At 64.5% G+C, this 22,549-nt stretch carries 19 protein-coding genes; 13 read left to right on the plus strand and 6 right to left on the minus strand.

Translation table 11 applies throughout. From position 1 onward, the window contains the following. Positions 1 to 63: 63 nt before the first annotated feature. The 4 genes from coaE to QQK95_RS30110 are packed head-to-tail and all read right to left on the minus strand — an operon-like array spanning position 64 to position 3,030. The gene (coaE, locus tag QQK95_RS30095; protein ID WP_284278064.1) at positions 64 to 657 is read right to left on the minus strand and encodes a dephospho-CoA kinase; all 594 of its coding nucleotides are present in this window, start codon (positions 655 to 657) and stop codon (positions 64 to 66) included. Next, positions 654 to 1,496 carry a shikimate dehydrogenase gene (locus QQK95_RS30100; RefSeq protein WP_284278066.1) on the minus strand — a complete coding sequence of 281 codons (843 nt, stop codon included), beginning with the start codon at positions 1,494 to 1,496 and terminating at the stop codon, positions 654 to 656. Before QQK95_RS30100 ends, coaE begins: the two co-directional genes overlap by 4 nt. After that, positions 1,489 to 2,088 carry a Maf-like protein gene (locus tag QQK95_RS30105; protein WP_284278067.1) on the minus strand — a complete coding sequence of 200 codons (600 nt, stop codon included), beginning with the start codon at positions 2,086 to 2,088 and terminating at the stop codon, positions 1,489 to 1,491. Before QQK95_RS30105 ends, QQK95_RS30100 begins: the two co-directional genes overlap by 8 nt. A gap of 27 nt (positions 2,089 to 2,115) precedes the next feature. After that, on the minus strand, positions 2,116 to 3,030 hold the full coding sequence (locus tag QQK95_RS30110) for a pyruvate, water dikinase regulatory protein (protein WP_407660570.1): 915 nt from the start codon (positions 3,028 to 3,030) through the stop codon (positions 2,116 to 2,118). 310 nt (positions 3,031 to 3,340) lie between these two features. On the opposite strand from QQK95_RS30110, the gene hemE reads away from it, so the two are divergent. From hemE to rho, 3 genes are all read left to right on the plus strand, one after another. After that, positions 3,341 to 4,372 carry a uroporphyrinogen decarboxylase gene (gene hemE, locus QQK95_RS30115; RefSeq protein WP_284278070.1) on the plus strand — a complete coding sequence of 344 codons (1,032 nt, stop codon included), beginning with the start codon at positions 3,341 to 3,343 and terminating at the stop codon, positions 4,370 to 4,372. Next, the gene (gene hemJ, locus QQK95_RS30120) at positions 4,372 to 4,908 is read left to right on the plus strand and encodes a protoporphyrinogen oxidase HemJ (RefSeq protein ID WP_284278071.1); all 537 of its coding nucleotides are present in this window, start codon (positions 4,372 to 4,374) and stop codon (positions 4,906 to 4,908) included. The genes hemE and hemJ overlap by 1 nt, the downstream gene beginning before the upstream one ends. A 162-nt stretch (positions 4,909 to 5,070) precedes the next feature. Further along, positions 5,071 to 6,336, plus strand: a complete 1,266-nt coding sequence (gene rho, locus QQK95_RS30125) for a transcription termination factor Rho (RefSeq protein ID WP_019862177.1) — start codon at positions 5,071 to 5,073, stop codon at positions 6,334 to 6,336. 122 nt (positions 6,337 to 6,458) lie between these two features. On the opposite strand, the gene QQK95_RS30130 is transcribed toward rho, so the two are convergent. Continuing rightward, entirely contained in the window at positions 6,459 to 8,477 is a 2,019-nt protein-coding gene (locus QQK95_RS30130; RefSeq protein ID WP_284278072.1) for a thioredoxin domain-containing protein, read from the minus strand. A 59-nt stretch (positions 8,478 to 8,536) separates the two neighbouring features. Between QQK95_RS30130 and mnmE the strand changes: the two genes are divergently transcribed. The 6 genes from mnmE to QQK95_RS30160 all read left to right on the plus strand — a co-directional run bounded on the left by mnmE (position 8,537) and on the right by QQK95_RS30160 (position 15,773). Beyond that, positions 8,537 to 9,868: a tRNA uridine-5-carboxymethylaminomethyl(34) synthesis GTPase MnmE gene (gene mnmE, locus QQK95_RS30135; RefSeq protein ID WP_284278073.1), complete on the plus strand. Its 1,332-nt coding sequence runs from the start codon at positions 8,537 to 8,539 to the stop codon at positions 9,866 to 9,868. A 464-nt stretch (positions 9,869 to 10,332) separates the two neighbouring features. Further along, complete coding sequence (gene mnmG, locus QQK95_RS30140) at positions 10,333 to 12,204, plus strand: tRNA uridine-5-carboxymethylaminomethyl(34) synthesis enzyme MnmG (protein WP_284278074.1); 1,872 nt, start codon at positions 10,333 to 10,335, stop codon at positions 12,202 to 12,204. Further along, entirely contained in the window at positions 12,201 to 12,833 is a 633-nt protein-coding gene (gene rsmG / locus QQK95_RS30145; RefSeq protein WP_284278075.1) for a 16S rRNA (guanine(527)-N(7))-methyltransferase RsmG, read from the plus strand. The genes mnmG and rsmG overlap by 4 nt, the downstream gene beginning before the upstream one ends. Before the next feature lie 56 nt (positions 12,834 to 12,889). Next, positions 12,890 to 13,687 carry a ParA family protein gene (locus QQK95_RS30150; RefSeq protein WP_284278076.1) on the plus strand — a complete coding sequence of 266 codons (798 nt, stop codon included), beginning with the start codon at positions 12,890 to 12,892 and terminating at the stop codon, positions 13,685 to 13,687. A gap of 74 nt (positions 13,688 to 13,761) precedes the next feature. Further along, positions 13,762 to 14,649, plus strand: a complete 888-nt coding sequence (locus QQK95_RS30155) for a ParB/RepB/Spo0J family partition protein (protein ID WP_284278077.1) — start codon at positions 13,762 to 13,764, stop codon at positions 14,647 to 14,649. Positions 14,650 to 15,149: 500 nt separating this feature from the next. Then, entirely contained in the window at positions 15,150 to 15,773 is a 624-nt protein-coding gene (locus QQK95_RS30160; RefSeq protein WP_284278079.1) for a DUF1326 domain-containing protein, read from the plus strand. A gap of 33 nt (positions 15,774 to 15,806) precedes the next feature. On the opposite strand, the gene holA is transcribed toward QQK95_RS30160, so the two are convergent. After that, the gene (holA, locus tag QQK95_RS30165) at positions 15,807 to 16,850 is read right to left on the minus strand and encodes a DNA polymerase III subunit delta (protein WP_284278080.1); all 1,044 of its coding nucleotides are present in this window, start codon (positions 16,848 to 16,850) and stop codon (positions 15,807 to 15,809) included. Positions 16,851 to 17,169: 319 nt separating this feature from the next. On the opposite strand from holA, the gene QQK95_RS30170 reads away from it, so the two are divergent. The 4 genes from QQK95_RS30170 to lpdA all read left to right on the plus strand — a co-directional run bounded on the left by QQK95_RS30170 (position 17,170) and on the right by lpdA (position 22,423). Further along, positions 17,170 to 18,402 carry a 3-methyl-2-oxobutanoate dehydrogenase (2-methylpropanoyl-transferring) subunit alpha gene (locus QQK95_RS30170; protein WP_284278081.1) on the plus strand — a complete coding sequence of 411 codons (1,233 nt, stop codon included), beginning with the start codon at positions 17,170 to 17,172 and terminating at the stop codon, positions 18,400 to 18,402. A 3-nt stretch (positions 18,403 to 18,405) separates the two neighbouring features. Beyond that, positions 18,406 to 19,419 (plus strand): alpha-ketoacid dehydrogenase subunit beta, encoded by a 1,014-nt coding sequence (locus QQK95_RS30175; RefSeq protein ID WP_284278082.1) that lies wholly within the window; start codon positions 18,406 to 18,408, stop codon positions 19,417 to 19,419. Between the two features lies 1 nt (position 19,420). Next, positions 19,421 to 20,737: a dihydrolipoamide acetyltransferase family protein gene (locus QQK95_RS30180; RefSeq protein ID WP_284278083.1), complete on the plus strand. Its 1,317-nt coding sequence runs from the start codon at positions 19,421 to 19,423 to the stop codon at positions 20,735 to 20,737. 291 nt (positions 20,738 to 21,028) lie between these two features. Then, on the plus strand, positions 21,029 to 22,423 hold the full coding sequence (gene lpdA / locus QQK95_RS30185; protein WP_284278084.1) for a dihydrolipoyl dehydrogenase: 1,395 nt from the start codon (positions 21,029 to 21,031) through the stop codon (positions 22,421 to 22,423). Positions 22,424 to 22,549 lie beyond the last annotated feature (126 nt).

The raw sequence follows: 22,549 nt of genomic DNA on the forward strand, positions 1-22,549 counted from the left end.
CCTGGAGGAGCAGAATCACGAGACCGGAACAAAATGGCAATGGGCAATGCTGACAGCCCGCCGTCAGGAACCCCTTTGTCCCCGGAGTTCGGCGACAATGGCGGCAACGGCGGCACGCGCGGCATCCAGCCCCTGGCCGGTGTCGATGACGAAATCCGCCAGCCTGCGCTTCTCCTCGTCCGGCACCTGCTTGGCCAGGATCGCCGCCAGTTTTTCTTCCGTCATTCCAGGCCGGGCCAGCACGCGCTGGCGCTGGACTTCGGGGGGCGCGGTGACGACGACGACCTTGTCGACGCGGCCACGCCCGCCGGTTTCGAAGAGCAGCGGGATGTCGAGCACGGCGATCGATTCGCCAGCGTTACGATGCTTGACCAGGAAGGCGTCGGCGTCGGCGCGCACCAGCGGATGGATGATCGCTTCCAGGCGCTTCAGCGCGGCGGCATCGCCAATCACATGCGCGCCAAGTTTTATGCGGTCGACCACACCATCAACAGTGGTGCCGGGAAAGGCGGCTTCAACCAGAGGGGCCGCCTTGCCCGCATAGAGGCGATGCACCGTTTCGTCGGAATCGTGGACCGGCACGCCCGCCTCGGCGAACATTTTTGCCGTCGTCGACTTGCCCATGCCGATCGAGCCGGTGAGACCGAGCACGATCATGGTTTCGGCACCAGATCGGCAACGATGATCTCACGCAGCTCCGGCGTGACCCGCGGCCTGACGCCAAACCAGTGTTCGAAGCCGGGCACGGCCTGGTTGAGCAGCATGCCGAGACCATCGACCGTCTTCAGCCCCCTGGCGCGCGCGGCAGCGAGCAGCGAGGTTTCGAGCGGCACATAGACAAGGTCGGTGACGATGGCATGGTCCGGCAGCAAGGCCGGATCGGCGGCGAGGCCTTCATTGCCAACCATGCCAAGTGCCGTGGTGTTGACCAGCAGCCCGGCGTCGGCCAGCAACTCGTTGGTCGCCGCCGTGCCATGCGCCGAAACGCCGGCGCCGAAACGATCGCGCAATTCCTGCGCCCGAGCCAGCGTGCGATTGACGATGCGGATGTCGGTGAAACCGCGTTGCTTCAGCGCCTGGATGACGGCGCGGGACGCGCCGCCGGCGCCGAGCACGACCGCGGGGCCCATGTTCGCCCAGCCCGGGGCGTAATCATCAAGGTTGGCGGCAAAGCCGTGACCGTCGGTGTTGCCGCCGCACAGCACGCCGTCCTCGAACCACAGCGTGTTGACGGCGCCGATCTCTTCGGCCGCCTGGTCGCGGCGCTGGACAAGAGCGAAGGCGGCTTCCTTGTGCGGAATGGTGACATTGCCGCCGCGAAACCCGTTTGCCTGCAACGTCGCGATGAATTCGGCGAAATCCTGCGGCGCCACGTCGATCGCCTCGTAGCTGCCGTCGATGCCGTGCTGGGCCAGCCAGTGGCCGTGGATCTTCGGCGAGCGCGAATGCTTGATCGGGTGGCCGGTGACAAAAGCCTTTTTCGTTGCCTCAGCCATCGATGGCTCCCAGCGTGCGCAGTTCCGCCAGCAGGGGCAAAAGCGGCAGGCCGACAATGGTGAAATGGTCGCCCTCGATCTTCTCGAACAGCTGGATGCCTTCGCCTTCGATCTGGTAGGCGCCGACGCTGGTCAGCGCCTTGGCGCCGACACGGGCGAGATGGCGGCCGATGAAGCCGGGGTCGAGCTTGCGCATGGTCATGCCGGCGATGCCGACATGGCGCCACAGTACCTGGCCGTCGCGCACCAGCACGGCGGCGCTGTTGAGATGATGGGTCTTGCCCGACAGCGCCAGGAGATGGCGCCGCGCGCCCTCCATGTCGGCCGGCTTGTGGAAGACCTCGTCACCGAGCGAGAGTGTCTGGTCGCAGCCGAGCACCAGCGCGCCGGGCCTGCGTTCGCTGACCTCGGTTGCCTTGGCTTCGGCCAGCACCAGCGCGACATCCTCGGGCGAAACGCCGCTGTCCTGCAACGGCGCCTCGAGCGCGCGCTCGTCGACCTTGGCCGGCACCGCCTCGACGTCGATGCCGGCGTTGAGAAGCATCGCCTTGCGGAACGGACTGCCGGAGGCGAGGATGATTTTTTCGGTCATGGTTGTTCACCGGGGTTGGCGTTTGCCCTAGCGCGTCTTCCCCCTCAGGGCAACGATCGCCGCCGCCGTTTCCTCGATCGAGCGGCGGCTGACGTCGATCATCGGCCAGCCGTGGCGCGTGCAGATCTGGCGGGCGTAGGCGAGCTCCTCGTTGATGGCGGCGCGGTCGACATAGTCGGTCGGCACATAGGAGCTGCTGTTGCCGAGGATGCGGTTCTGGCGGACATGCGAAATGCGTTCGGCGGTGGCGATCAGCCCGACGATCAGCGGCTTCGAGGCGCTGACCAGGCTTTCCGGCACCGGCACGCCGAGCACGATCGGGATGTTGGCGGTCTTGATGCCGCGGTTGGCGAGATAGATGCTGGTCGGCGTCTTCGACGTTCGCGAAATGCCGATCAGCACGACATCGGCATCGTCCATATTCGCGGGCAACTGGCCGTCATCATGGTCCATGGTGAAGTTCAGCGCATCGATGCGGCGGAAATATTCGGCGTCGAGGACGTGCTGGGCGCCGACGCGGCGGCCGGCCGGCGTGCCGAGATACGACTGGAAGACGGTGAGCACCGGTTCCAGTACCGACACGCAGGGCAGGCCCATTGTGGCGCAGCGCTCGTCGATGCCGCGCGCCAGCTTCTGGTCGACGACCGTATAAAGGATGATGCCCGGCTCCTCCTCTATGTCCTCGAACACCTTGGCCACCTGCTTTTCGGTGCGGATGAGCGGGTAGATGTGCTCGATCGCCCGCGCGTCCTTATATTGCGCCGAAGCCGCCCGGCCGGCGGCAAGCAGCGTTTCGCCGGTCGCGTCGGAAATCAGGTGCAGGTGAAAGAAGCTCTGGGGTTTGTTCACAGGGATCACCTGGGGCTGTGGGCGGGTGTGGATAAAGCGGGACAGAAAGAGGCGCCGGTTGGAGGCGACTGTATCAGATGGCAGTTTGTCCACAATTCGGTCCTCTGTCAGCTTCGCCGGACGGCTGGGGACAAATCTGGGGACCGTCTCTTTTGCCTTTCAGCCATCCACAGGGCGGGATTTTTCCCTGGCGTGCTAACGCCTTGTTCCCGATCACGGATTCTGGACTATCCCCAGAACCGTGCAGCCGGGAGAACGAAGCGCGCGACAATATGCTTGCTGGCTTTTTGGCTGACGAAGCGGGACAGGTGACAACCACCACAACCAACAGACTCTTAGAATCAGAAGAATCTTAGATATAAGAATCTTTGATTATAGGAAGGCTGGGAGAGGCGAGTGCTCAATGCCTAGAAGCCGGATCATGCTGGACGTCCTGAAGGGCGAGGCTCATTTTCCGCCTCCGCTCTGGATGATGCGCCAGGCAGGTCGCTATCTGCCGGAGTATCGTGAAACACGCCGGCGCGCCGGTTCGTTCCTCGACCTCTGCTACGATCCCGACCTTGCGGTGGAAGTGACCTTGCAGCCGATCGAGCGCTTTGGCTTCGACGCCTCGATCCTGTTCTCGGACATCCTTGTCGTTCCGCATGCGCTCGGCCGTGACGTGCGCTTCGAAGAGGGGCGAGGACCATTGCTGACGCCGATCTCCGTGGCCGAGATCATGGCTCTGGAAAGCGATGTGTTTCACGTGAATCTCGAACCGGTCTACGAGACGGTTCGCCGGGTGCGGGCAAAACTGCCTGACGAGACCACGCTGATCGGTTTCTGCGGCGCGCCCTGGACGGTGGCGACCTATATGATCGCCGGCCATGGCACGCCCGACCAGGCGCCGGCGCGGCTGTTCGGCTATCGCGAGCCGGCGGCGTTCCAACATCTCCTGAAGGTGCTTGCCGATCATTCGGCGGCCTATCTGATCCGGCAGATCGAGGCCGGTGCCGATGTGGTGCAGATTTTCGATTCCTGGTCCGGCGTGCTCGACGATGCGACGTTCGACCAGTTCTGCGTTTGGCCGGTGGCGGAGATCGTCAGGCAGGTAAGAGCCGTCCATCCCGATGTGCCGATCATCGGTTTTCCCAAGGGCGCCGGCGCGCGCTACCGCACCTATCGCCAGAAGACCGGCGTGACGGGGCTGGGGATCGACTGGACGGTGCCGCTGGCGGCGGCGAAGGACTTGCAGCGTTCGGGTGCGGTCCAGGGCAATCTCGATCCCTTGCGCCTCGTGGCTGGCGGCAAGGCACTGTCGGACGGCGTCGAGGCGATCCTGAACGCGCTGGGAGAGGGGCCGCTGATCTTCAATCTCGGCCACGGCATCACGCCGGAGACGCCGATCGCGCATGTCGAGGCGATGGTGAAGCAGGTGAGGAGCGCGACACGCTGATGGCTGGGATGAACAACACCAACGGCACCGGGCAGGCGATGATGCGCATGGTCATCAGCATCGGCGTGCTGATCGTGGCGACGGCGCTTCTGTTTCTCGTCGCGCCCGAAAGTTTCTATCCCTGGGCAAAGGCGATCCATATCCTTGCCGTCATTTCCTGGATGGCCGGCATGCTCTATCTGCCGCGGCTGTTCGTCTACCACGTCGATGCCGAGAAGGGCTCGGTGCAGTCGGAGACCTTCAAGGTGATGGAGCGGCGCCTGCTGCGCGGCATCATCAATCCGGCGATGATCGTCACCTGGGTGTTCGGCTTGTGGCTTGCCTGGAAAGTCTTTGGATTCCAGGGCGGCTGGCTGCACGCCAAGATCGGCCTGGTGCTTTTGTTGTCCGCCGTTCACGGCTATCTGGCCGGCGCGGTGCGCAAATTCGCCGAAGATCGCAACGAAAAACCGGCGAGGCACTGGCGGATCGTCAACGAGATCCCCACATTGTTGATGATCGCCATCGTGATCCTGGTTGTCGTCAAGCCGTTCTGAGGCCGATCAAGCCTCTTAAAACGCGGCTTGCTCTTTCACCCGACCGACGATAAAAGACGGGTCTTCCTTCCCGTCATGCGCCGCCCTTCATTGTTTTTGGCCGCGCCCGGCATTTGTCGCATCCCGCCGATATTTTTCCCAAAGCTCACCCAGAGTCCGTCTATGCAAGAAATGAAACTTACCGAATTCAAGAACAAGAAGCCGCCAGAGTTGATCGCTTATGCCGAATCGCTCGAGGTCGAGAACGCCAGCGTCATGCGCAAGCAGGAGCTGATGTTCGCGATCCTGAAGAAGCTGGCCGCCCAGGACGTCGAGATCATCGGCGACGGCGTGGTCGAAGTGCTCCAGGACGGGTTCGGCTTCCTGCGTTCGGCCAACGCCAACTATCTGCCAGGCCCCGACGACATCTACATTTCGCCGTCGCAGATCCGGCGCTTTTCGCTGAAGACCGGCGATACGGTCGAAGGGCCGATCCGCAGCCCGAAAGAGGGCGAGCGCTATTTCGCGCTGCTCAAGGTCAACACCATCAATTTCGACGATCCCGAAAAGATCCGTCACAAGATCCATTTCGACAATCTGACGCCGCTCTACCCGACCTCGCGGCTGAAGATGGAAATGGAGGTTCCGACCTCCAAGGATATCTCGCCGCGCGTCATCGATCTGGTGGCGCCGCTCGGCAAGGGCCAGCGCGCCTTGATCGTCGCGCAGCCGCGCACCGGTAAGACGGTGCTGCTGCAGAACATCGCCCACTCCATCACCACCAACCATCCCGAATGCTATCTGATCGTGCTGCTGATCGACGAGCGGCCGGAAGAAGTGACCGACATGCAGCGCTCGGTGAAGGGCGAGGTCGTTTCCTCGACCTTCGACGAACCGGCGGTGCGCCACGTCCAGGTCGCCGAAATGGTCATCGAAAAGGCCAAGCGCCTGGTCGAACATGGCCGCGACGTCGTCATCCTGCTCGATTCCATCACCCGCCTCGGCCGCGCCTACAACACCGTCGTGCCGTCATCCGGCAAGGTGCTGACCGGCGGTGTCGACGCCAACGCGCTGCAGCGCCCGAAGCGCTTCTTCGGCGCCGCGCGCAACATCGAGGAAGGCGGTTCGCTGACCATCATCGCCACCGCGCTGATCGATACCGGCAGCCGCATGGACGAAGTCATCTTCGAAGAGTTCAAGGGCACCGGCAATTCGGAAATCGTGCTCGACCGCAAGGTCGCCGACAAGCGCATCTACCCGGCCATGGACATCCTCAAATCCGGTACCCGCAAGGAAGACCTGCTGGTGCCGCGTCAGGACCTGCAGAAGATCTTCGTGCTGCGCCGCATCCTGGCGCCGATGGGAACGACCGACGCGATCGAGTTCCTCATCGACAAGCTCAAGCAGACCAAGACCAATGCGGATTTCTTCGATTCGATGAATACCTAAGGTCTAGCCGCCTTTCCAAACCTGTAATGTCGAAACCCCATTCCGGAAGGCCGGGATGGGGTTTTTATTGCCTGGGGTTAGTCCGCGGGTTTGGCGGCAAGTCGCGACGTGTGAAGTTGTCCCTATCGACGCCGCAACAACCGCTCCAACTCCCCGGCATCCGTCACCACCGGCAAACATACCTGCCCGGTACAAAGCCAGGCGCCCGGCCTGTCGGTCGGCGGCAGAATCCCGCCGGGCAGCAAGGGTCGATTCGTTTCCGAACCAATCGCGGCCATGATGTCGACGCGGCGCGGGTCGGGGCATCGATTCGCAACCGGAACGAGCTTTGGACCTTCCAGATCATCGACGATGACCAGTTTCAAAGGCTCGACGGCAATCGCGCAGGCATTGACGATGCCGGCCTGGCCGTAAGCCTGGTGCGTTGCGCGGCCGGCGGCGTGCTCGGCGATCTTCCAGGCCTTTTCCCCGAGATCGAGATCGCCGGTAACGGATGCGAGCCGCACCAACGCTTGGATGATCTGGCTGGTGGCCGAGGAAATGGCCTCGTCGACATCCCCCCTGATGCGGATCGGGACGTCGGTGCTGTCCGAAGCGGTCAGATAGTAACCTGTGCCGGCGGCGTCGATGTGCCAATGGTCGAGCTGCTCGATGAACTGCTTGGCCTGGTCGATATAGCTCCAATCGCCCGACGCCTCGAACAGCGAGATCGCGGCGTTGGCCATGGCGGCGTAGTCGCTGGACAGAGCGGGAAACAGTTTCCTGGCGCCAAGCATGGAATGCGGCAAGCGGCCGTCGCGGCTGGAACCGGAGATATGGGCAAAGGCCGTGGCCGCGGCCTCGATCCAGTCGGGCCGGGCCAGCGACCGACCAGCCTCGGCGAGTGCCGCAATCATCAGGCCGTTCCAGTCGGTCAGGGTTTTTGCATCGAGGCCTGGCCTGACGCGCTCCTCCCGGACCGCGAGAAGCCTGGCCTTGAGCGGAATGAGTCTTTCGCGGTCGGCGACGCTTTGGGTTTGCTGGGCGCGGGTTTGGTGGACAACCGGCTTGCCTTCCCAGCCATGTGGACTGGATAGCGTGAAGTAATTGAAAAACAAGGCTGAATCGTCGCCAAGGACGGCTTCGATCTCTTGCCTGCTCCAGGTGTAGAAAAGCCCTTCCTCGCCATCGCTGTCGGCGTCGAGACTGGCGGCGAAGGCGCCGCCGGCGACGCGCATTTCGCGCAGCAGCCAGTCGACGGTCTCTTCGATTCGTATCCGGAACAAATCCTTGCCGCTGGCCGAAAAGGCCCAGTTGCAGAAGCGGATCAGCTCGGCATTGTCGTAGAGCATCTTCTCGAAATGCGGCACCAGCCATTCTGCATCGGTGGAGTAGCGGCTGAGCCCGCCGCCAACATGGTCGTAGATGCCGCCGCCCAGCATCCGTTCGAGGCTGACCAGCACGTCGTCGCGATGCGCGGCGTTGCCATCGCGCAGCCAGGACAGCCAGAGCGTCAGCATGAATGGCGCGTTGGGGAATTTCGGCGCGCCGCTTAAGCCGCCGAGGTCGCGGTCGATCATGCGGTCGATGCGGCCGGCGAGGTCGGTGAGCGTGCCGCGGTCGAGGCTCTGCCTGGCGTGCGTGCCGGCGAGCCGCGCCTCGACATGGGAGGTCAGCCCGTCGGCGCTCTGGTGCAGGCTGTCGCGCTTCTCACGCCAGGCCTTGTCGACCGCTTCCATCACCTGGATGAAGCCCGGGCGGCCATAGCGCGCCTCGCGCGGAAAATAGGTGCCGCCCCAGAACGGCTTGCCGTCGGGCGTCAGGAACATGGTCAGCGGCCAGCCGCCTTGCTCGCCCATCGACGACAGCGCGGCCATGTAGATCTGGTCGATGTCGGGACGCTCCTCGCGGTCGACCTTGATATTGACGAACAGACGGTTCATGACGGCGGCGACGCCGTCATTCTCGAAGCTTTCGTGCGCCATGACATGGCACCAATGGCAGGCGGCATAGCCGACGGAAAGCAGGATCGGGCGATCGAGCGTCCTTGCTTCCTCGAGCGATGCCGGCGACCAGGCCCGCCAATGGACGGGATTGCCGCTGTGCTGCTGCAGATAGGGGCTGGCCTCTTCGGCAAGCAGGTTTTGCGCGGGCAATCTCACGATGGGCAACTCGGCTTGTTTGAAGGCGCGAGGCTAGGGCGGTTCAACAGAGCGGGCAAATGATTTCAAGCGATTCGATCGTTGCGCTGTCGAGCGGCCGGCTTCCGGCCGGTGTCGCCGTGCTGCGTATTTCCGGTCCGCAGACTCGATTCGTGGTCGAAACGATCGCCGGCGGCATGGTTAAGGCCCGTGCGGCCGCCTTGCGCAAGTTCAGGGCGCCGGATGGGACCGTGCTCGACAGCGGCCTGGTCATCTTCTTTCCCGGTCCGGCGAGCTTCACCGGCGAGGATGTCGCCGAATTCCATGTCCATGGCGGACGTGCCGTGGTGGCCCGGATGCTGGAGACGATCTCCGGTTTCGACGGCGTGCGGCATGCTGAACCGGGCGAATTCACGCGTCGCGCCTTTCTCAACGGCAAGGTCGATCTGGTCGAGACGGAAGCACTTGCCGATCTGGTCAATGCCGAGACCGAGGCGCAGCGGCGGTTTGCCGTCCAGAACGCCGAGGGTGTCCAAAGCGAGCTTTATCTAAGCTGGCGCCGCAGGTTGATCCATGCGCGGGCCATGATCGAGGCGGAGATCGACTTCGCCGATGAAGACGATGTGCCTGGATCCGTTTCGGATACGGTCTGGTCGGATGTCCGGGCAATGATCGGCGAAATCGATCGCCACATCGCCGGATTTCATGCGGCCGAGATCATCCGCGACGGCTTCGAGGTGGTGATTCTCGGCGCACCGAATGCCGGCAAGTCGAGTCTGTTCAACGCGTTGGCGCGGCGCGATGCAGCTATTGTAACGGATGAGCCCGGCACGACCCGAGATCTGCTCGAGGTGACGCTGGATCTCGGCGGCCTGCGCGTCAGGCTGACGGATACGGCCGGCCTGCGCGACGCGCCCGGTAAGGTCGAGGCGATCGGCATCGAAAAGGCGCGGGCGAAGGCCGATCGCGCCGATCTGTTGTTGCTGCTGGAAGACATTCTGTCGCCCGGTGGCGTCGGTCCGGTTCAGACGGCGGCGCCCCTGTTGCGCATCGGCACGAAGCTCGACCTGTTGAGTGAACAGGCGGCGGATGATGCGGCCGGCAGATATGATTTCGTCATTTCGACGATGAACGGAAGCGGCGTGGAAGCGCTGCTGGCGGAGATCGGCCGTCGCGCGGCGGGCGCGGCCGGCAATGTCGGCGACGTTCTGCCGTCGCGCCTGCGACACGTCGAACTGCTCGGCGAGGCGAATCGCCATCTGCGTCGCGCCCTCGACGACCACGCGGCGGGCCAGGAACTGCGCGCCGAGGAGTTGCGGCTGGCGGCGGACAGGCTGGGCCGAATTGTGGGCGCGATCGATGTCGAAGATATGCTGGACGTGATCTTTTCGCAGTTCTGTATCGGGAAATGATTCACGTGAAACAACCACTTGGGCGAAGACCAGCCCGGCTGTTCGGTGATGATGATTGAGGGGATATGCAACGCGCCGCAACGGTTCAGAATTCTGCTCCGCTGCGCCCTACACCTAAAGTCACGGAATGGATCCTCGGGTCTCCGCGACGCCACTTCGTGGCTGCTCGGCCCGTGGATGACGAAGTTGGAGACGCTTCGGCAATCCCCAGCGGTGACTCACGTGAAACATAGGCGCCAGGCCCTACCTCCCCTTTTGTGGGGAGGTAGGACCGTAAGGACCGTAAATCCGGGTGGGGGTCTGCGCCGCACCCCACCCCGCTTGCTTCGCAGCGACCCTCCCCACAAGGGGGATGGCAAGGCATTGCCCTGTTTCACGTGAAACTTGCCGCGAAGTTTTCTTGACAGCTTGGCCCCGCGGGGACATGTGTCCCTCAATCTCTTTTTTGAGTCCAGGATTTGAAAATGACCGATCACTATGATGTGGTTGTGGTGGGCGGCGGCCATGCGGGATGCGAGGCGGCCAGTGCTGCCGCGCGCGCCGGCGCCAAGACCGCGTTGGTGACGCTGCGCTTCGATACGATCGGCGTGATGTCGTGCAATCCCGCCATCGGCGGGCTCGGCAAGGGCCATCTGGTCCGCGAGATCGACGCCATGGACGGCCTGATGGGCCGGGTGGCGGATACCGCGGGCATCCAGTTCCGTTTGCTCAACCGCCGCAAGGGGCCGGCGGTGCGCGGCCCGCGCACGCAGGCCGACCGAAAGCTCTATCGCCTGGCCATGCAGGAAGCGATTCGGCAGCAGAACGATCTCGACGTGGTCGAGGGCGAGGTCCTGGATTTCGAGATCGACCAAGGACGGATCGCCGCTGTCCTCCTGGCCGACGGCCGCAGGCTCGCCTGCGGCGCTGTTGTCCTGACCACCGGTACTTTCCTGCGCGGCCTCATTCATATTGGCGAGAAGAAGATCGTCGCCGGCCGGATGAACGAGCAGGCGAGTCTTGGCCTGTCGGCGACGATGGACCGTGCAGGCTTCAAGCTCGGCCGACTGAAGACCGGCACGCCGCCACGGCTGGACGGAAAGACCATCGACTGGGCGTCGCTGGAAAGCCAGGCGGCGGATGAGGATCCGGTGCCGTTCTCGCTGATGACCGACCGCATCACTACACCGCAGATCGAGTGCGGCATTACCCGCACGACAACAGCCACGCATGAGTTGATCCGCGCCAATCTCGGCCGCTCCGCCATGTATTCCGGCTCGATCGAAGGCGTCGGGCCGCGCTATTGCCCGTCGATCGAGGACAAGATCGTCAAGTTCGGCGACCGCGACGGCCACCAGATCTTTCTGGAGCCGGAAGGGCTCGACGACGACACCGTCTATCCCAATGGGATTTCGACCTCGCTGCCGCAGGACGTGCAGCTCGAGATCCTCAAGACCATTCCCGGGCTCGAGCGTGCGACCATGCTGCAGCCTGGCTATGCCATCGAATATGATCACGTCGATCCGCGCGAACTGCAGCAGACGCTGGAGACCAAGCGTGTTGTCGGCCTGTTCCTTGCCGGGCAAATCAACGGCACGACCGGGTATGAGGAAGCCGCGGGCCAGGGCCTGCTCGCAGGGCTCAACGCGGCGCGTCGGGCCGCGGGCGGCGAACTGATCGTGCTCAGCCGCACCGAGGCCTATATCGGCGTGATGGTCGACGATTTGACCAGCCGCGGCATCACCGAACCCTATCGCATGTTCACCTCGCGCGCCGAATTCCGGCTGTCGTTGCGCGCCGACAATGCCGATGAGCGGCTGACACCGCTCGCCGCGAAGCTGGGCATCGCATCGGCGCAACGCATGCAGCGCTACGGCGATGTCATGCAGCGGCTCGATGCGGCGCGCGAACTGGCCAGATCGGTGGCGATGACGCCGAATGAGGCGGCGCGGCATGGGTTGGAGATCAACAGGGATGGCGTTCGCCGCTCGGCTTACGAACTGCTGGCCTATCCCGACGTCGATGTCGCCTGGCTGGCCGGGGTCGAGCCGGGATTCGCGGCGATCGACGCCAAGACCGCCGAGCGTCTCGAAACGGAAGCGAAATATTCGGTCTATCTTGACCGGCAGAAGAGCGATGTCGCGCAGATCCGCCACGAAGAGAGCCGTCTGATCCCCGAGACGGTTGATTTCGCCGGTGTGCCTGGCCTGTCCAACGAGTTGAAGCAGAAGATGCAGGCGCGGCGGCCGCGTTCTATTGCCGACGCGCAGCGCATGGAGGGCATGACGCCGGCGGCGCTGGCGATCATTGTCGCGCATGTCCGCCACTACGAGAGTGCGCAGAGAGACGTTGCGTGAGCTCTTTCTCCCTAGAGAGCCTGCAGGATGCGGCAGGCCCGGTTTCACGTGAAACATTCGATCGCCTTGTGGCGTTCGAATCCATGTTCCAGAAATGGAATCGCAGCATCAATCTGGTGGCGCAGTCTACAGCGGGCGATGTCTGGCACCGCCACATCCTCGACAGCGCACAGCTGGCGCGCATTGAGCCCGATGCCTCGCATTGGGTCGACATCGGTTCAGGCGGCGGATTTCCCGGCCTGGTCATGGCCTTCCTGCTTGCCGAGCGCGACGGCGCCAGCATCGATCTGGTGGAGAGCAACCGCAAGAAGGCTTCGTTCTTGCAGACCGTCATCGGCCAGTTCAACCTGCCGGCGCGGGTCGTGGCGCGGCGGATCGAGGACAGCCATGCGCTTGTTTCGCAACCGCAAATCGTCACGGCGCGGGCCCTGGCCTCGCTTTCGGTCCTGCTCGACCTGTCGGCGCCGTGGCTCACGTCAGGCGCGCGCGGCCTGTTCCACAAAGGCCGGGATTATCGCGCCGAAGTGCAAGAAAGCGTTAACCGATGGGCCTTCGATCTGGTAGAACATCCCAGTGTGACGGACTCCCAAGGCGTCATCCTTGAACTGTCTAACCTGCGACCTGTCTGATCTTCGACTCGTCGGCTATTTGGCGACCCAAGAACATGAATTTCTGGCATAAACCCATGAAGAACGGCCCCCGAATCATCACCGTAGCCAACCAGAAGGGCGGTGTCGGCAAGACCACCACCGCCATCAATCTGGCCACCGCTCTGGCCGCGATCGGCGAAAAAGTGCTGATCGTCGACCTCGACCCGCAAGGCAATGCCAGCACCGGCCTCGGTATCGACCGCAAAGACCGCACCGTCTCGTCCTACGACGTGTTGACGGGCGAGCTGGAGCTGGAAGCCGCGGCCATTCCGACCGCCGTGCCCGGCCTGTCGATCGTGCCGTCGACGCTCGACCTGCTCGGCATCGAAATGGAGATCGCCTCGGCGCCGGACCGGGTGCTGAAGCTGCGCAATGCGTTGCGCGCCGCGACCGAGCGCGGGGCGCCTTTCGGTTACGTGCTGATCGATTGCCCGCCTTCGCTTAACCTTTTGACTCTGAATTCAATGGCCGCCGCCGATTCCGTCCTTGTGCCGTTACAATGCGAATTCTTCGCGCTGGAAGGCTTGAGCCAATTGCTGGAGACCGTCGAGCAGGTGCGCCGCTCCATCAATCCGGATCTCATTATCCAGGGCATCGTGCTGACCATGTATGACGGCCGCAACAATCTCGCCAACCAGGTGGTGCAGGATGTGCGGGCGCATATGGGTGACAAGGTCTACGAGACGATCATTCCGCGCAATGTGCGGGTGTCGGAGGCACCGTCCTATGGCAAGCCGGCGATCCTTTACGATTTGAAGTGCTCGGGCAGCCAGGCCTATCTGCAGCTGGCCTCGGAAGTGATCCGCCGCGAGCGCAAATTGCGCGCCGCTTGATAAGATCGGACGCAGAATTGACAGCCGATTCGATACCGAAACGATCCAATATCCAAAATAGACTCGGAATAGACATGAGCGAAGACCTTTCGAGGAAAAGACTGGGCCGTGGCCTGGCGGCACTGATCGGCGAGATCGATCGCCCGGCGGCGCCGGAAAAGCCCGGCATGAGTGCCGACGGCAAGGTGCCGATCGAGTTTCTCAGCCCCAACCCGAAAAACCCGCGCCGGCACTTCGGCGACGCCGAACTGACCGACCTCGCCCAATCGATCCGCGAACATGGCGTGGTGCAGCCGGTGGTGGCGCGGCCGTCGCCGACGCAGGCGGGCCGCTACGAGATCATCGCCGGCGAACGGCGCTGGCGCGCGGCGCAGCGCGCCGGGCTGACCGAGATCCCGGTCATCATCCGCGAGGTCAACGACCGCACCGCGCTCGAGCTGGCGATCATCGAGAACGTCCAGCGCACCGACCTCAATGCCGTCGAGGAAGCGCTGGGCTATCAGCAGCTGATCGACGAACACGGCTACACCCAGGCCGATCTCGGCAATGTCATCGGCAAGAGCCGCAGCCATGTCGCCAACACGCTGAGGCTGCTGAAGCTGCCGGACGTGATCCGCGACATGCTGGTCGACGGCGCGCTGTCGGCCGGCCACGCCCGCACACTGGTGACGGCGGAGGATCCGGCCGGCCTTGCCAAGCGCATCGTCGAGGAAGGGCTTTCCGTGCGCCAGGCCGAAGCGCTGGCGCAGATGCCGGCCGGCCCCACGCCGGCCAAGCCGAAGCAGCCGCAAGCCGCGCCGGAAAAGGATACCGACACGATGGCGCTGGAAAAGCTGATGACCGACACGCTGGGCATGATCGTGGCGATTGATCACAAGGGCAAGGGCGGCGAGCTGCGGGTGTCCTATCGGTCGCTGGAGCAGCTGGACGAGCTGTGCCGGAGATTGAAGCAGGAGCGGTAATTAGCCGGCAAATTGCATCAGGCAGACGCTCGATTTGATGTAGGGAAAAAGGGGGGCTGGCTGTTGGGTCAGCCCTTTCTTTTTGCAGCGCTGATTGGCGAAATCGGCGAAACTGCCAATCTCTCCCCTTCGGGGGGGGACGCCTGGCAGGGCAGAGGGGGGCGCCTTAGGGCGCTGGCTCGGCCATCTGCGGCTGGCCGACAACTCAGCCGAAGCCGTATCGCGACTGATCGAGAGGTCGGCGGGCCAGCGCCCCCTCTGGCTTGCCAGCCATCTCCCCCTCGTGGGGGAGATCGGCCAATCGCCCACCGCAGCCCCAGCCCTCGCGGCTTGACAGTGCCGGGCAACGGCGTAACTTATATTAGATATGGCTTAAATTAATTGCCCTGGCGTGCCGGTCGGTCGCGGCGAGGGCCATTTGCCATTCCTGCCTGGTCGTGAAATGGCACCGCCTCGCCAAACCGATATGCCGACGCGCCTGACGCGAGTGGGAGGTGCAAATGGCAGTCCGTTGGCAATTGTCCGGAAGCTACTTCGAAAATTGCAGCTGCGATGTCGTGTGTCCTTGCCTGCTGTCCACCGAGGCGCAGCTGACATCGAGACCGACGAAAGGCGTTTGCGACGTCGGTCTGGTCTTTCATATCGATACGGGCAATTACGGCGACGTTCGATTGGACGGGCTCAGTGTCGCGATGGTTGCTCACACGCCGGGTCCGATGGCAGACGGCAATTGGACGGCCGCCGCCTACATAGACGAACGGGCCGATGACAGGCAGACAGAGGCGCTGGGTGCCATCTTTACTGGCGCCGCGGGCGGCCCCATGGCCGTGTTGGCACCCTTGATCGGCACGAACCTCGGGGCCAGGAAGGTGCCGATTGACTACCGGATAGACGGCAAGAAGCGGTCGGCGAAGATTGCCGGCGTCATGCAGATGGCTGTCGAGCCGCTGCCGACGATGCGCGAGGACGGGCAGATGTGGGCGGCCACCGGCCATCCCGTCAATCCCGACTGGCTCGCCATGGCGATGGGGGCGGAAGGCAGCACATTCAGCGACCATGGCATGAGCTGGGACAATTCCGGCCAGAACGGACATTACGCCCCGATCAATTGGTCAGGCGAGTAGCCGTTGGCTGCATGGTACGGGAGGATCGCTCGCCTAACGCTGCCCCAGCCTCGCGCTCTCCACCGCAATGCCGAGCAGCGCCTGCCGTGCCAGCGCGACCGAAAGATCAGGCCGCCGCCGCGTCTGCAGCACGGCGGTCTGCAACCGGGTCAATGCGCGGCTCAGCGCATCGCTGCTCCAGCGCTCCAGCGCCTTCTCCACCAGCTTGCGCCTGGAGAAGAAAACCGGCGGGCGCGCGCCGGCGACGACCGACGCGGCATTGCGCCCCCCAGAGTCCATCTGGCCGCGCATGACCTGGATCTGCTGCAACTGGCGCATCGCCGAGGACAGCACCAGGAAGGGCGGGCCGCCGGACTGGCAGTGGCGGGTGAAGGCGGTGTCGAAGTCGCCGATCTTGCCCTCTAGCAGCGCGTCGACGGCATCGTCGAAGGAAGCCCCGGACACGTCGCCTGACATCGCCCTGATATCCTCCAGGCCGATCTCCTTCTGGCCGTGGGCGTAGAGGATGAGCTTCTCGATCTCGCCGCGCGAAGCCAGCCGGTCGCCGCCGAGATTGCGGCGCAGCGCCTGTCTCGCCTCGAGCGTCATCGACATGCCGGCCTTGCGCAGTTCGTCGTCGATGACCGTGTCGATGTCGCGGGCCTCGTCGGCGTAGCAAGGCAGCGCCATGGCGTTGTCGGCGCCCTCGACCACGGCGCGCAGGCCGACACCCTTCTTGAGGTCACCGGCCTCGATGAGGATGATGGCATCGGGCGCCGGTTCCGCCGTCAGCGCCTTGACGTCCTCGGCCAGCGCCTTCTGGCCGGTGGCATTGCGCACCCAGAGCAGGCGGCGGTCGGAAAACATCGGCACGGTGCGGGCTTCGTCCAGCAGCCGGCCCTCGTCGCGGTCGACCTCCGAACCCTCCAGCCGGACCACGGAAAAGGGATCGTCGAGCGGCAGGCCGGTCTTTTCGGCAAAGGCCTTTGCCCGCTCGGAGACGAGGCCGCGATCGGGGCCGTAGAGCAGGACGATGGAGATGCGCTGATCAGGCCGCGCGAGCCAGGAATCGACCTCGAAAGCTTTCTTCTGTGCCATGGGGGGTGGTTAGCATGATGTTGGGGCGGCGTGAACGGCGATCGGCGCCGACGCTCTCTTCCTTCTACCCTTGTGGGAGAAGGAAGACCGCGCGAGGTCTGCCGCCCAATCGCCTTATCTGGCGGAAACCCTCGTCCAAGCTTGCGCCAAATTGCGCGCCGCCGCGAAACATCGACAAGAAATTTCGCGGACATATCTTCATCTTGGCGCAGGGAGGCTGGATCGGCCGGCATGGCCGGTCCGACGACCTTCGGCGAATTCGCACTGGACGCGCGGATGTGCAAATATCGGCGCCAGGCAACATTGGAGGACGAAGGTCATGGCCGATGCTGGGATGTTGCGTTTCCACGTTCCGGAGCCGGAAGTGCGGCCGGGCGGCACGCCTGATTTCTCCAACGTGACCATTGCCGCGGCCGGCTCGGTGCCGCGCCCCGACATCGATGTCGATCCGCGCACCATCCGCGACATGGCCTTCTCCATCATCCGCGTGCTGAACCGCGATGGCGAGGCCGTCGGGCCATGGGCGGGGCTGCTCTCCAGCGAGGAGCTGCTTGAAGGCCTGCGCCACATGATGACGCTCAGGACCTTCGACGCGCGCATGCAGATGGCGCAGCGCCAGGGCAAGACCTCCTTCTACATGCAGCATCTCGGCGAGGAGGCGGTGAGCTGCGCCTTCCGCAAGGCGCTCGAGCCGGGCGACATGAATTTCCCGACCTACCGGCAGGCCGGCCTGCTCATCGCCGACGGCTATCCGATGGTCACGATGATGAACCAGATCTATTCCAACGAGGCCGACCCGCTGAAGGGCCGGCAACTGCCGATCATGTATTCGTCGAAGGAGCACGGTTTCTTCTCGATCTCCGGCAATCTGGCGACGCAGTACATCCAGGCGGTCGGCTGGGCGATGGCCTCGGCGATCTCGAACGATTCCAAGATCGCGGCAGCCTGGATCGGTGACGGCTCGACGGCGGAATCCGACTTTCATTCCGCGCTGGTGTTCGCCTCCACCTACAAGGCGCCGGTCGTGCTCAATGTGGTCAACAACCAGTGGGCGATCTCGACCTTCCAAGGCATTGCGCGCGGCGGTTCCGGCACCTTCGCGGCGCGGGGCCTCGGCTTCGGCATCCCGTCGCTGCGTGTCGACGGCAATGACTATCTCGCCGTGCATGCGGTCGCCAAATGGGCGGCCGAGCGGGCGCGCAAGAATCTCGGACCGACGCTGGTCGAATATGTCACCTACCGCGCCGGCGCCCATTCGAGCTCGGACGATCCGTCAGCCTACCGGCCGAAGACCGAATCCGACGCCTGGCCGCTCGGCGATCCGATCGTGCGGCTGAAGAACCATCTGATCGGGCTCGGCGTCTGGTCGGACGAGCGGCACGCGCAGGCCGAGGCCGAAATCCTCGACACGGTGATCGCGGCGCAAAAGGAGGCCGAGAGCCACGGCACGCTGCACGCCGGCGGCAAGCCGTCGACCCGAGACATGTTCGAGGGCCTCTATGCCGAGATGCCGCCGCATCTCAGGCGCCAGCGCCAGCAGGCGGGAGTCTGAGCCATGCCGAGACGGACCATGATCGAGGCCATTCGCGACGCCATGGACGTGTCGATGGGGCGTGACGAGAAAGTCGTCGTGTTCGGCGAGGATGTCGGCTTCTTCGGCGGCGTGTTCCGGTGCACGCAAGGCCTGCAGGCCAAATATGGCAAGACCCGCTGCTTCGACGCGCCGATCAACGAATCCGGCATTGTCGGCTCGGCCATCGGCATGGCCGCCTACGGGCTGAAGCCCTGCGTGGAAATTCAGTTTGCCGACTACATGTATCCGGCCTACGACCAGCTGACCCAGGAAGCGGCTAGACTGCGCTACCGATCGAACGGCGATTTCACTTGCCCGATCGTGGTCCGCATGCCGACCGGCGGCGGCATTTTCGGCGGCCAGACGCACAGCCAGTCCCCGGAAGCCTTGTTCACCCACGTCTCCGGGCTGAAGACGGTGGTGCCGTCAAACCCGCATGACGCCAAGGGGCTGCTGATCGCCGCGATCGAGGATCCCGATCCGGTGATCTTCCTCGAGCCGAAGCGCCTCTACAACGGCCCCTTCGACGGCCATCACGACCGGCCGGTCACGCCCTGGTCGAAGCATGAGCTCGGCGAAGTCGCCGACGGTCACTACACCGTGCCGCTCGGCAAGGCGGCGATCCGCAGGGCCGGCTCTGATGTCACCGTACTCGCCTACGGCACCATGGTCTATGTCGCGCAGGCCGCGGCCGAAGAGACCGGCATCGATGCCGAGATCATCGATCTGAGGACGCTTCTGCCGCTCGACCTCGACGCCATCGTCGCCTCGGTGAAGAAGACCGGGCGCTGCGTCATCGTGCATGAGGCGACGCTGACCTCCGGCTTCGGCGCCGAGCTGTCGGCGCTGGTCCAGGAAAACTGCTTCTACCACCTGGAGGCGCCGGTGGCGCGGGTCGCCGGCTGGGACACGCCCTATCCGCATGCGCAGGAATGGGACTATTTCCCCGGTCCCGCCCGGGTCAGCCGCGCGCTCATAGAAACCATGGAGGCCTGACATGGGCGAGCACATCATCAAGCTGCCCGATGTCGGCGAAGGCGTCGCCGAGGCCGAGCTCGTCGAGTGGCACGTCAAGGTCGGCGACATGGTGCGCGAGGACACCGTGCTCGCCGCCGTCATGACCGACAAGGCGACGGTCGAGATTCCTTCGCCCGTCGATGGCGAGATCCTGTGGCTGGGCGCCGAGATCGGCGACACGGTGGCGATCGGCTCGCCCATCGTGCGGCTGAAAGTGGCGGGCGAGGGCAATGTAAAGCCGCAGGGCGATGCCAAGGCCGAGGCGGTGGCCGCCGAGCCGCCGGCGAAGCTGCCGACGCCGAAGCCCGAAACGGCCGCGCCGACCGCGAAGGCCTCGCCAAAGGCCGGCGACCAGGAGGCGAAACCCGCTCCGGCGGTTGCGAAAAGCGCCGGGCAGAGGTCGGTTTCCGGCGCGCCGCGCCCGGAGGGTGAGAAGCCGCTGGCGTCGCCGGCCGTGCGGCTGCGCGCGAAGGAGGCCGGCATCGATCTCAGGCAGGTCGCGGGAAGCGGCCCGGCCGGGCGCATCGGCCATGAGGACATCGAGGCGTTCCTGGCGCGCGGGCCGCAGGTCGCCAAGGCATCCGGCCTGGCGCGCAACGATGCCATCGAGGATATCAAGGTGGTGGGGTTGCGGCGCAAGATCGCCGAGAAGATGACGCTTTCCAAATCGCGCATCCCGCACATCACCTATGTCGAGGAGATCGACGTCACGGCACTCGAGGAGTTGCGCGCCGCGCTGAACAAGGAGAAGCGCGCGGACAGGCCGAAGCTGACGCTGCTGCCGTTCCTGATGCGGGCGATGGTCAAGGCGATCGCGGACCAGCCCCAGCTCAATTCGCTGTTCGACGACGAGGCCGGCATCATCCACCAGCATGGCGGCATCCATATCGGCATTGCCGCGCAGACGCCGTCCGGGCTGGTGGTGCCTGTCGTCAAGCATGCCGAGGCGCGCGACATCTGGGATTGCGGCGCCGAGGTCGTCAGGCTGGCCGAGGCGGCCAAGTCCGGAACGGCGACCCGCGACGAACTCTCCGGCTCGACCATCACCATCACCTCGCTCGGCGCCATGGGCGGCATCGCGACGACGCCGGTCATCAACCATCCCGAAGTGGCCATCATCGGCGTCAACAAGATGATGGTGCGGCCGATGTGGGACGGCACCCAGTTCATCCCGCGCAAGATGATGAACCTGTCGTCCAGCTTCGACCATCGGGTGATCGACGGCTGGGTCGCGGCGGTGTTCGTGCAGCGCATCAAGGCGCTGCTGGAAACGCCGGCGCTGATCTTTGTGGATTGAGGCGATGAGGTTGATCTCGAAGCGCGATAGGGATCGTCGGGAGGTGCCGGCGTCGGGATCCCGGCTCCCCCTTCTCCCCCTGTGGGGTCCGAAGGACGGGGCGAGACAAGTGGCTCGCCCCCGGGCGGTGTCGCCGAAGGCGACGGACGAGGGGTGCTCCAGGGAACGCCGACGCCTCACTCCGCTGGAGCACCCCTCATCCGTCTCGGCGCTGACGCGCCGATCCACCTTCCCCCACAAGGGGGGAAGGAAGGGGCGCGTCGCGGCTCTCGCCGAAAGGAAGCAGTCGACATGAAAGAAATCTCCTGCAAGCTGCTCGTCATCGGCGCCGGTCCGGGCGGTTATGTCTGCGCCATCCGTGCCGGCCAGCTCGGCGTCGACACGGTCATCGTCGAGGCGGGCAAGCCGGGCGGCACCTGCCTCAATGTCGGCTGCATCCCGTCCAAGGCGCTGATCCATGCGGCGGAGGAGTTCGAGAAGGTCTCGCATATGGCCGGCGGCAAGAGCCCGCTCGGCATTTCGCTATCGGCACCCGTGCTCGATCTCGGCAAAACCGTCGCCTGGAAGGACGGCATCGTCAGCCGGCTCAACAGCGGCGTCGCCGGCCTGCTGAAGAAGGCCGGCGTGAAGACCGTGCATGGCTGGGCGACGTTCCGTGACGGCAAGACCGTCGAGGTCGAGACCGAGACGGGAAGCCAGGTGATCCGGGCCGAGGCGATCGTCATCGCCACCGGCTCGGCGCCGGTCGAACTGCCGTTTCTTCCCTTTGGCGGACCTGTGATTTCGTCGACGGACGCGCTTACCTTGGGTGCGGTGCCGAAGAAGCTTGCGGTGGTCGGCGGGGGCTATATCGGGCTTGAGCTTGGCATGGCCTTCGCCAAAATGGGCGCCGAGGTGACCGTGGTCGAGGCCTTGCCGCGCGTGCTGGCGCAGTACGATGCCGAACTGACCCGGCCTGTCGTCAAGCGGCTCGCGGCGCTTGGCATCGAAGTGATGCTGGGCGCCAAGGCCAAGGGCCTGTCGACCAAGGGCGACGCGCTGCTCGTCGAGACAGCCGACGGCAAGAACGTCAAGGTCGCCGCCGACAGGATCCTGGTGACGGTCGGCCGCAAGCCGGTGACCGAAGGCTGGGGCCTCGACCAGATCGACCTCGATAGGACAGGCAAATTCATCCGGATCGACGACCAGTGCCGCACTTCGATGCGCGGCATCTTCGCCATCGGCGACGTCACCGGCGAGCCGATGCTGGCGCACAGGGCGATGGCGCAAGGCGAAATGGTCGCGGAAATCGTCGCCGGCCACAAGCGCAGCTGGGACAAGCGCTCAATCCCGGCCGTCTGCTTCACTGATCCCGAGCTGGTGACATCAGGGTTGTCGCCCGAGGAAGCCAAGGCTCAGGGCGAGATCAAGATCGGCCTGTTCCCGTTTGCCGCCAATGGACGGGCGATGACGAAGCTCGGCGAGGATGGATTCGTCCGTGTCGTCGCCCGCGCCGACAACCATCTGGTGCTCGGCATCCAGGCGGTCGGGCAGGGCGTTTCGGAGCTGGCGGCGGCGTTCGGCCTGGCGCTGGAGATGGGAGCGCGGCTGGAGGATATCGCCGGCACCATCCATGCGCACCCGACACAAGGCGAGGGGTTCCAGGAAGCGGCGCTGAAGGCGCTCGGGCACGCGCTGCATATTTAGAGGGCTCTTCCCTTCTCCCCTTGTGGGAGAAGGTGTCGCCGAAGGCGACGGATGAGGGGTGCTCCAGCGGAGTGAGGCGTTGGAGTTCCCTGGAACACCCCTCATCCGTCTCGGCGCTGTGCGCCG

Origin of the sequence: Mesorhizobium huakuii (assembly GCF_030160235.1) — a bacterium.
GTDB lineage: Bacteria > Pseudomonadota > Alphaproteobacteria > Rhizobiales > Rhizobiaceae > Mesorhizobium > Mesorhizobium huakuii.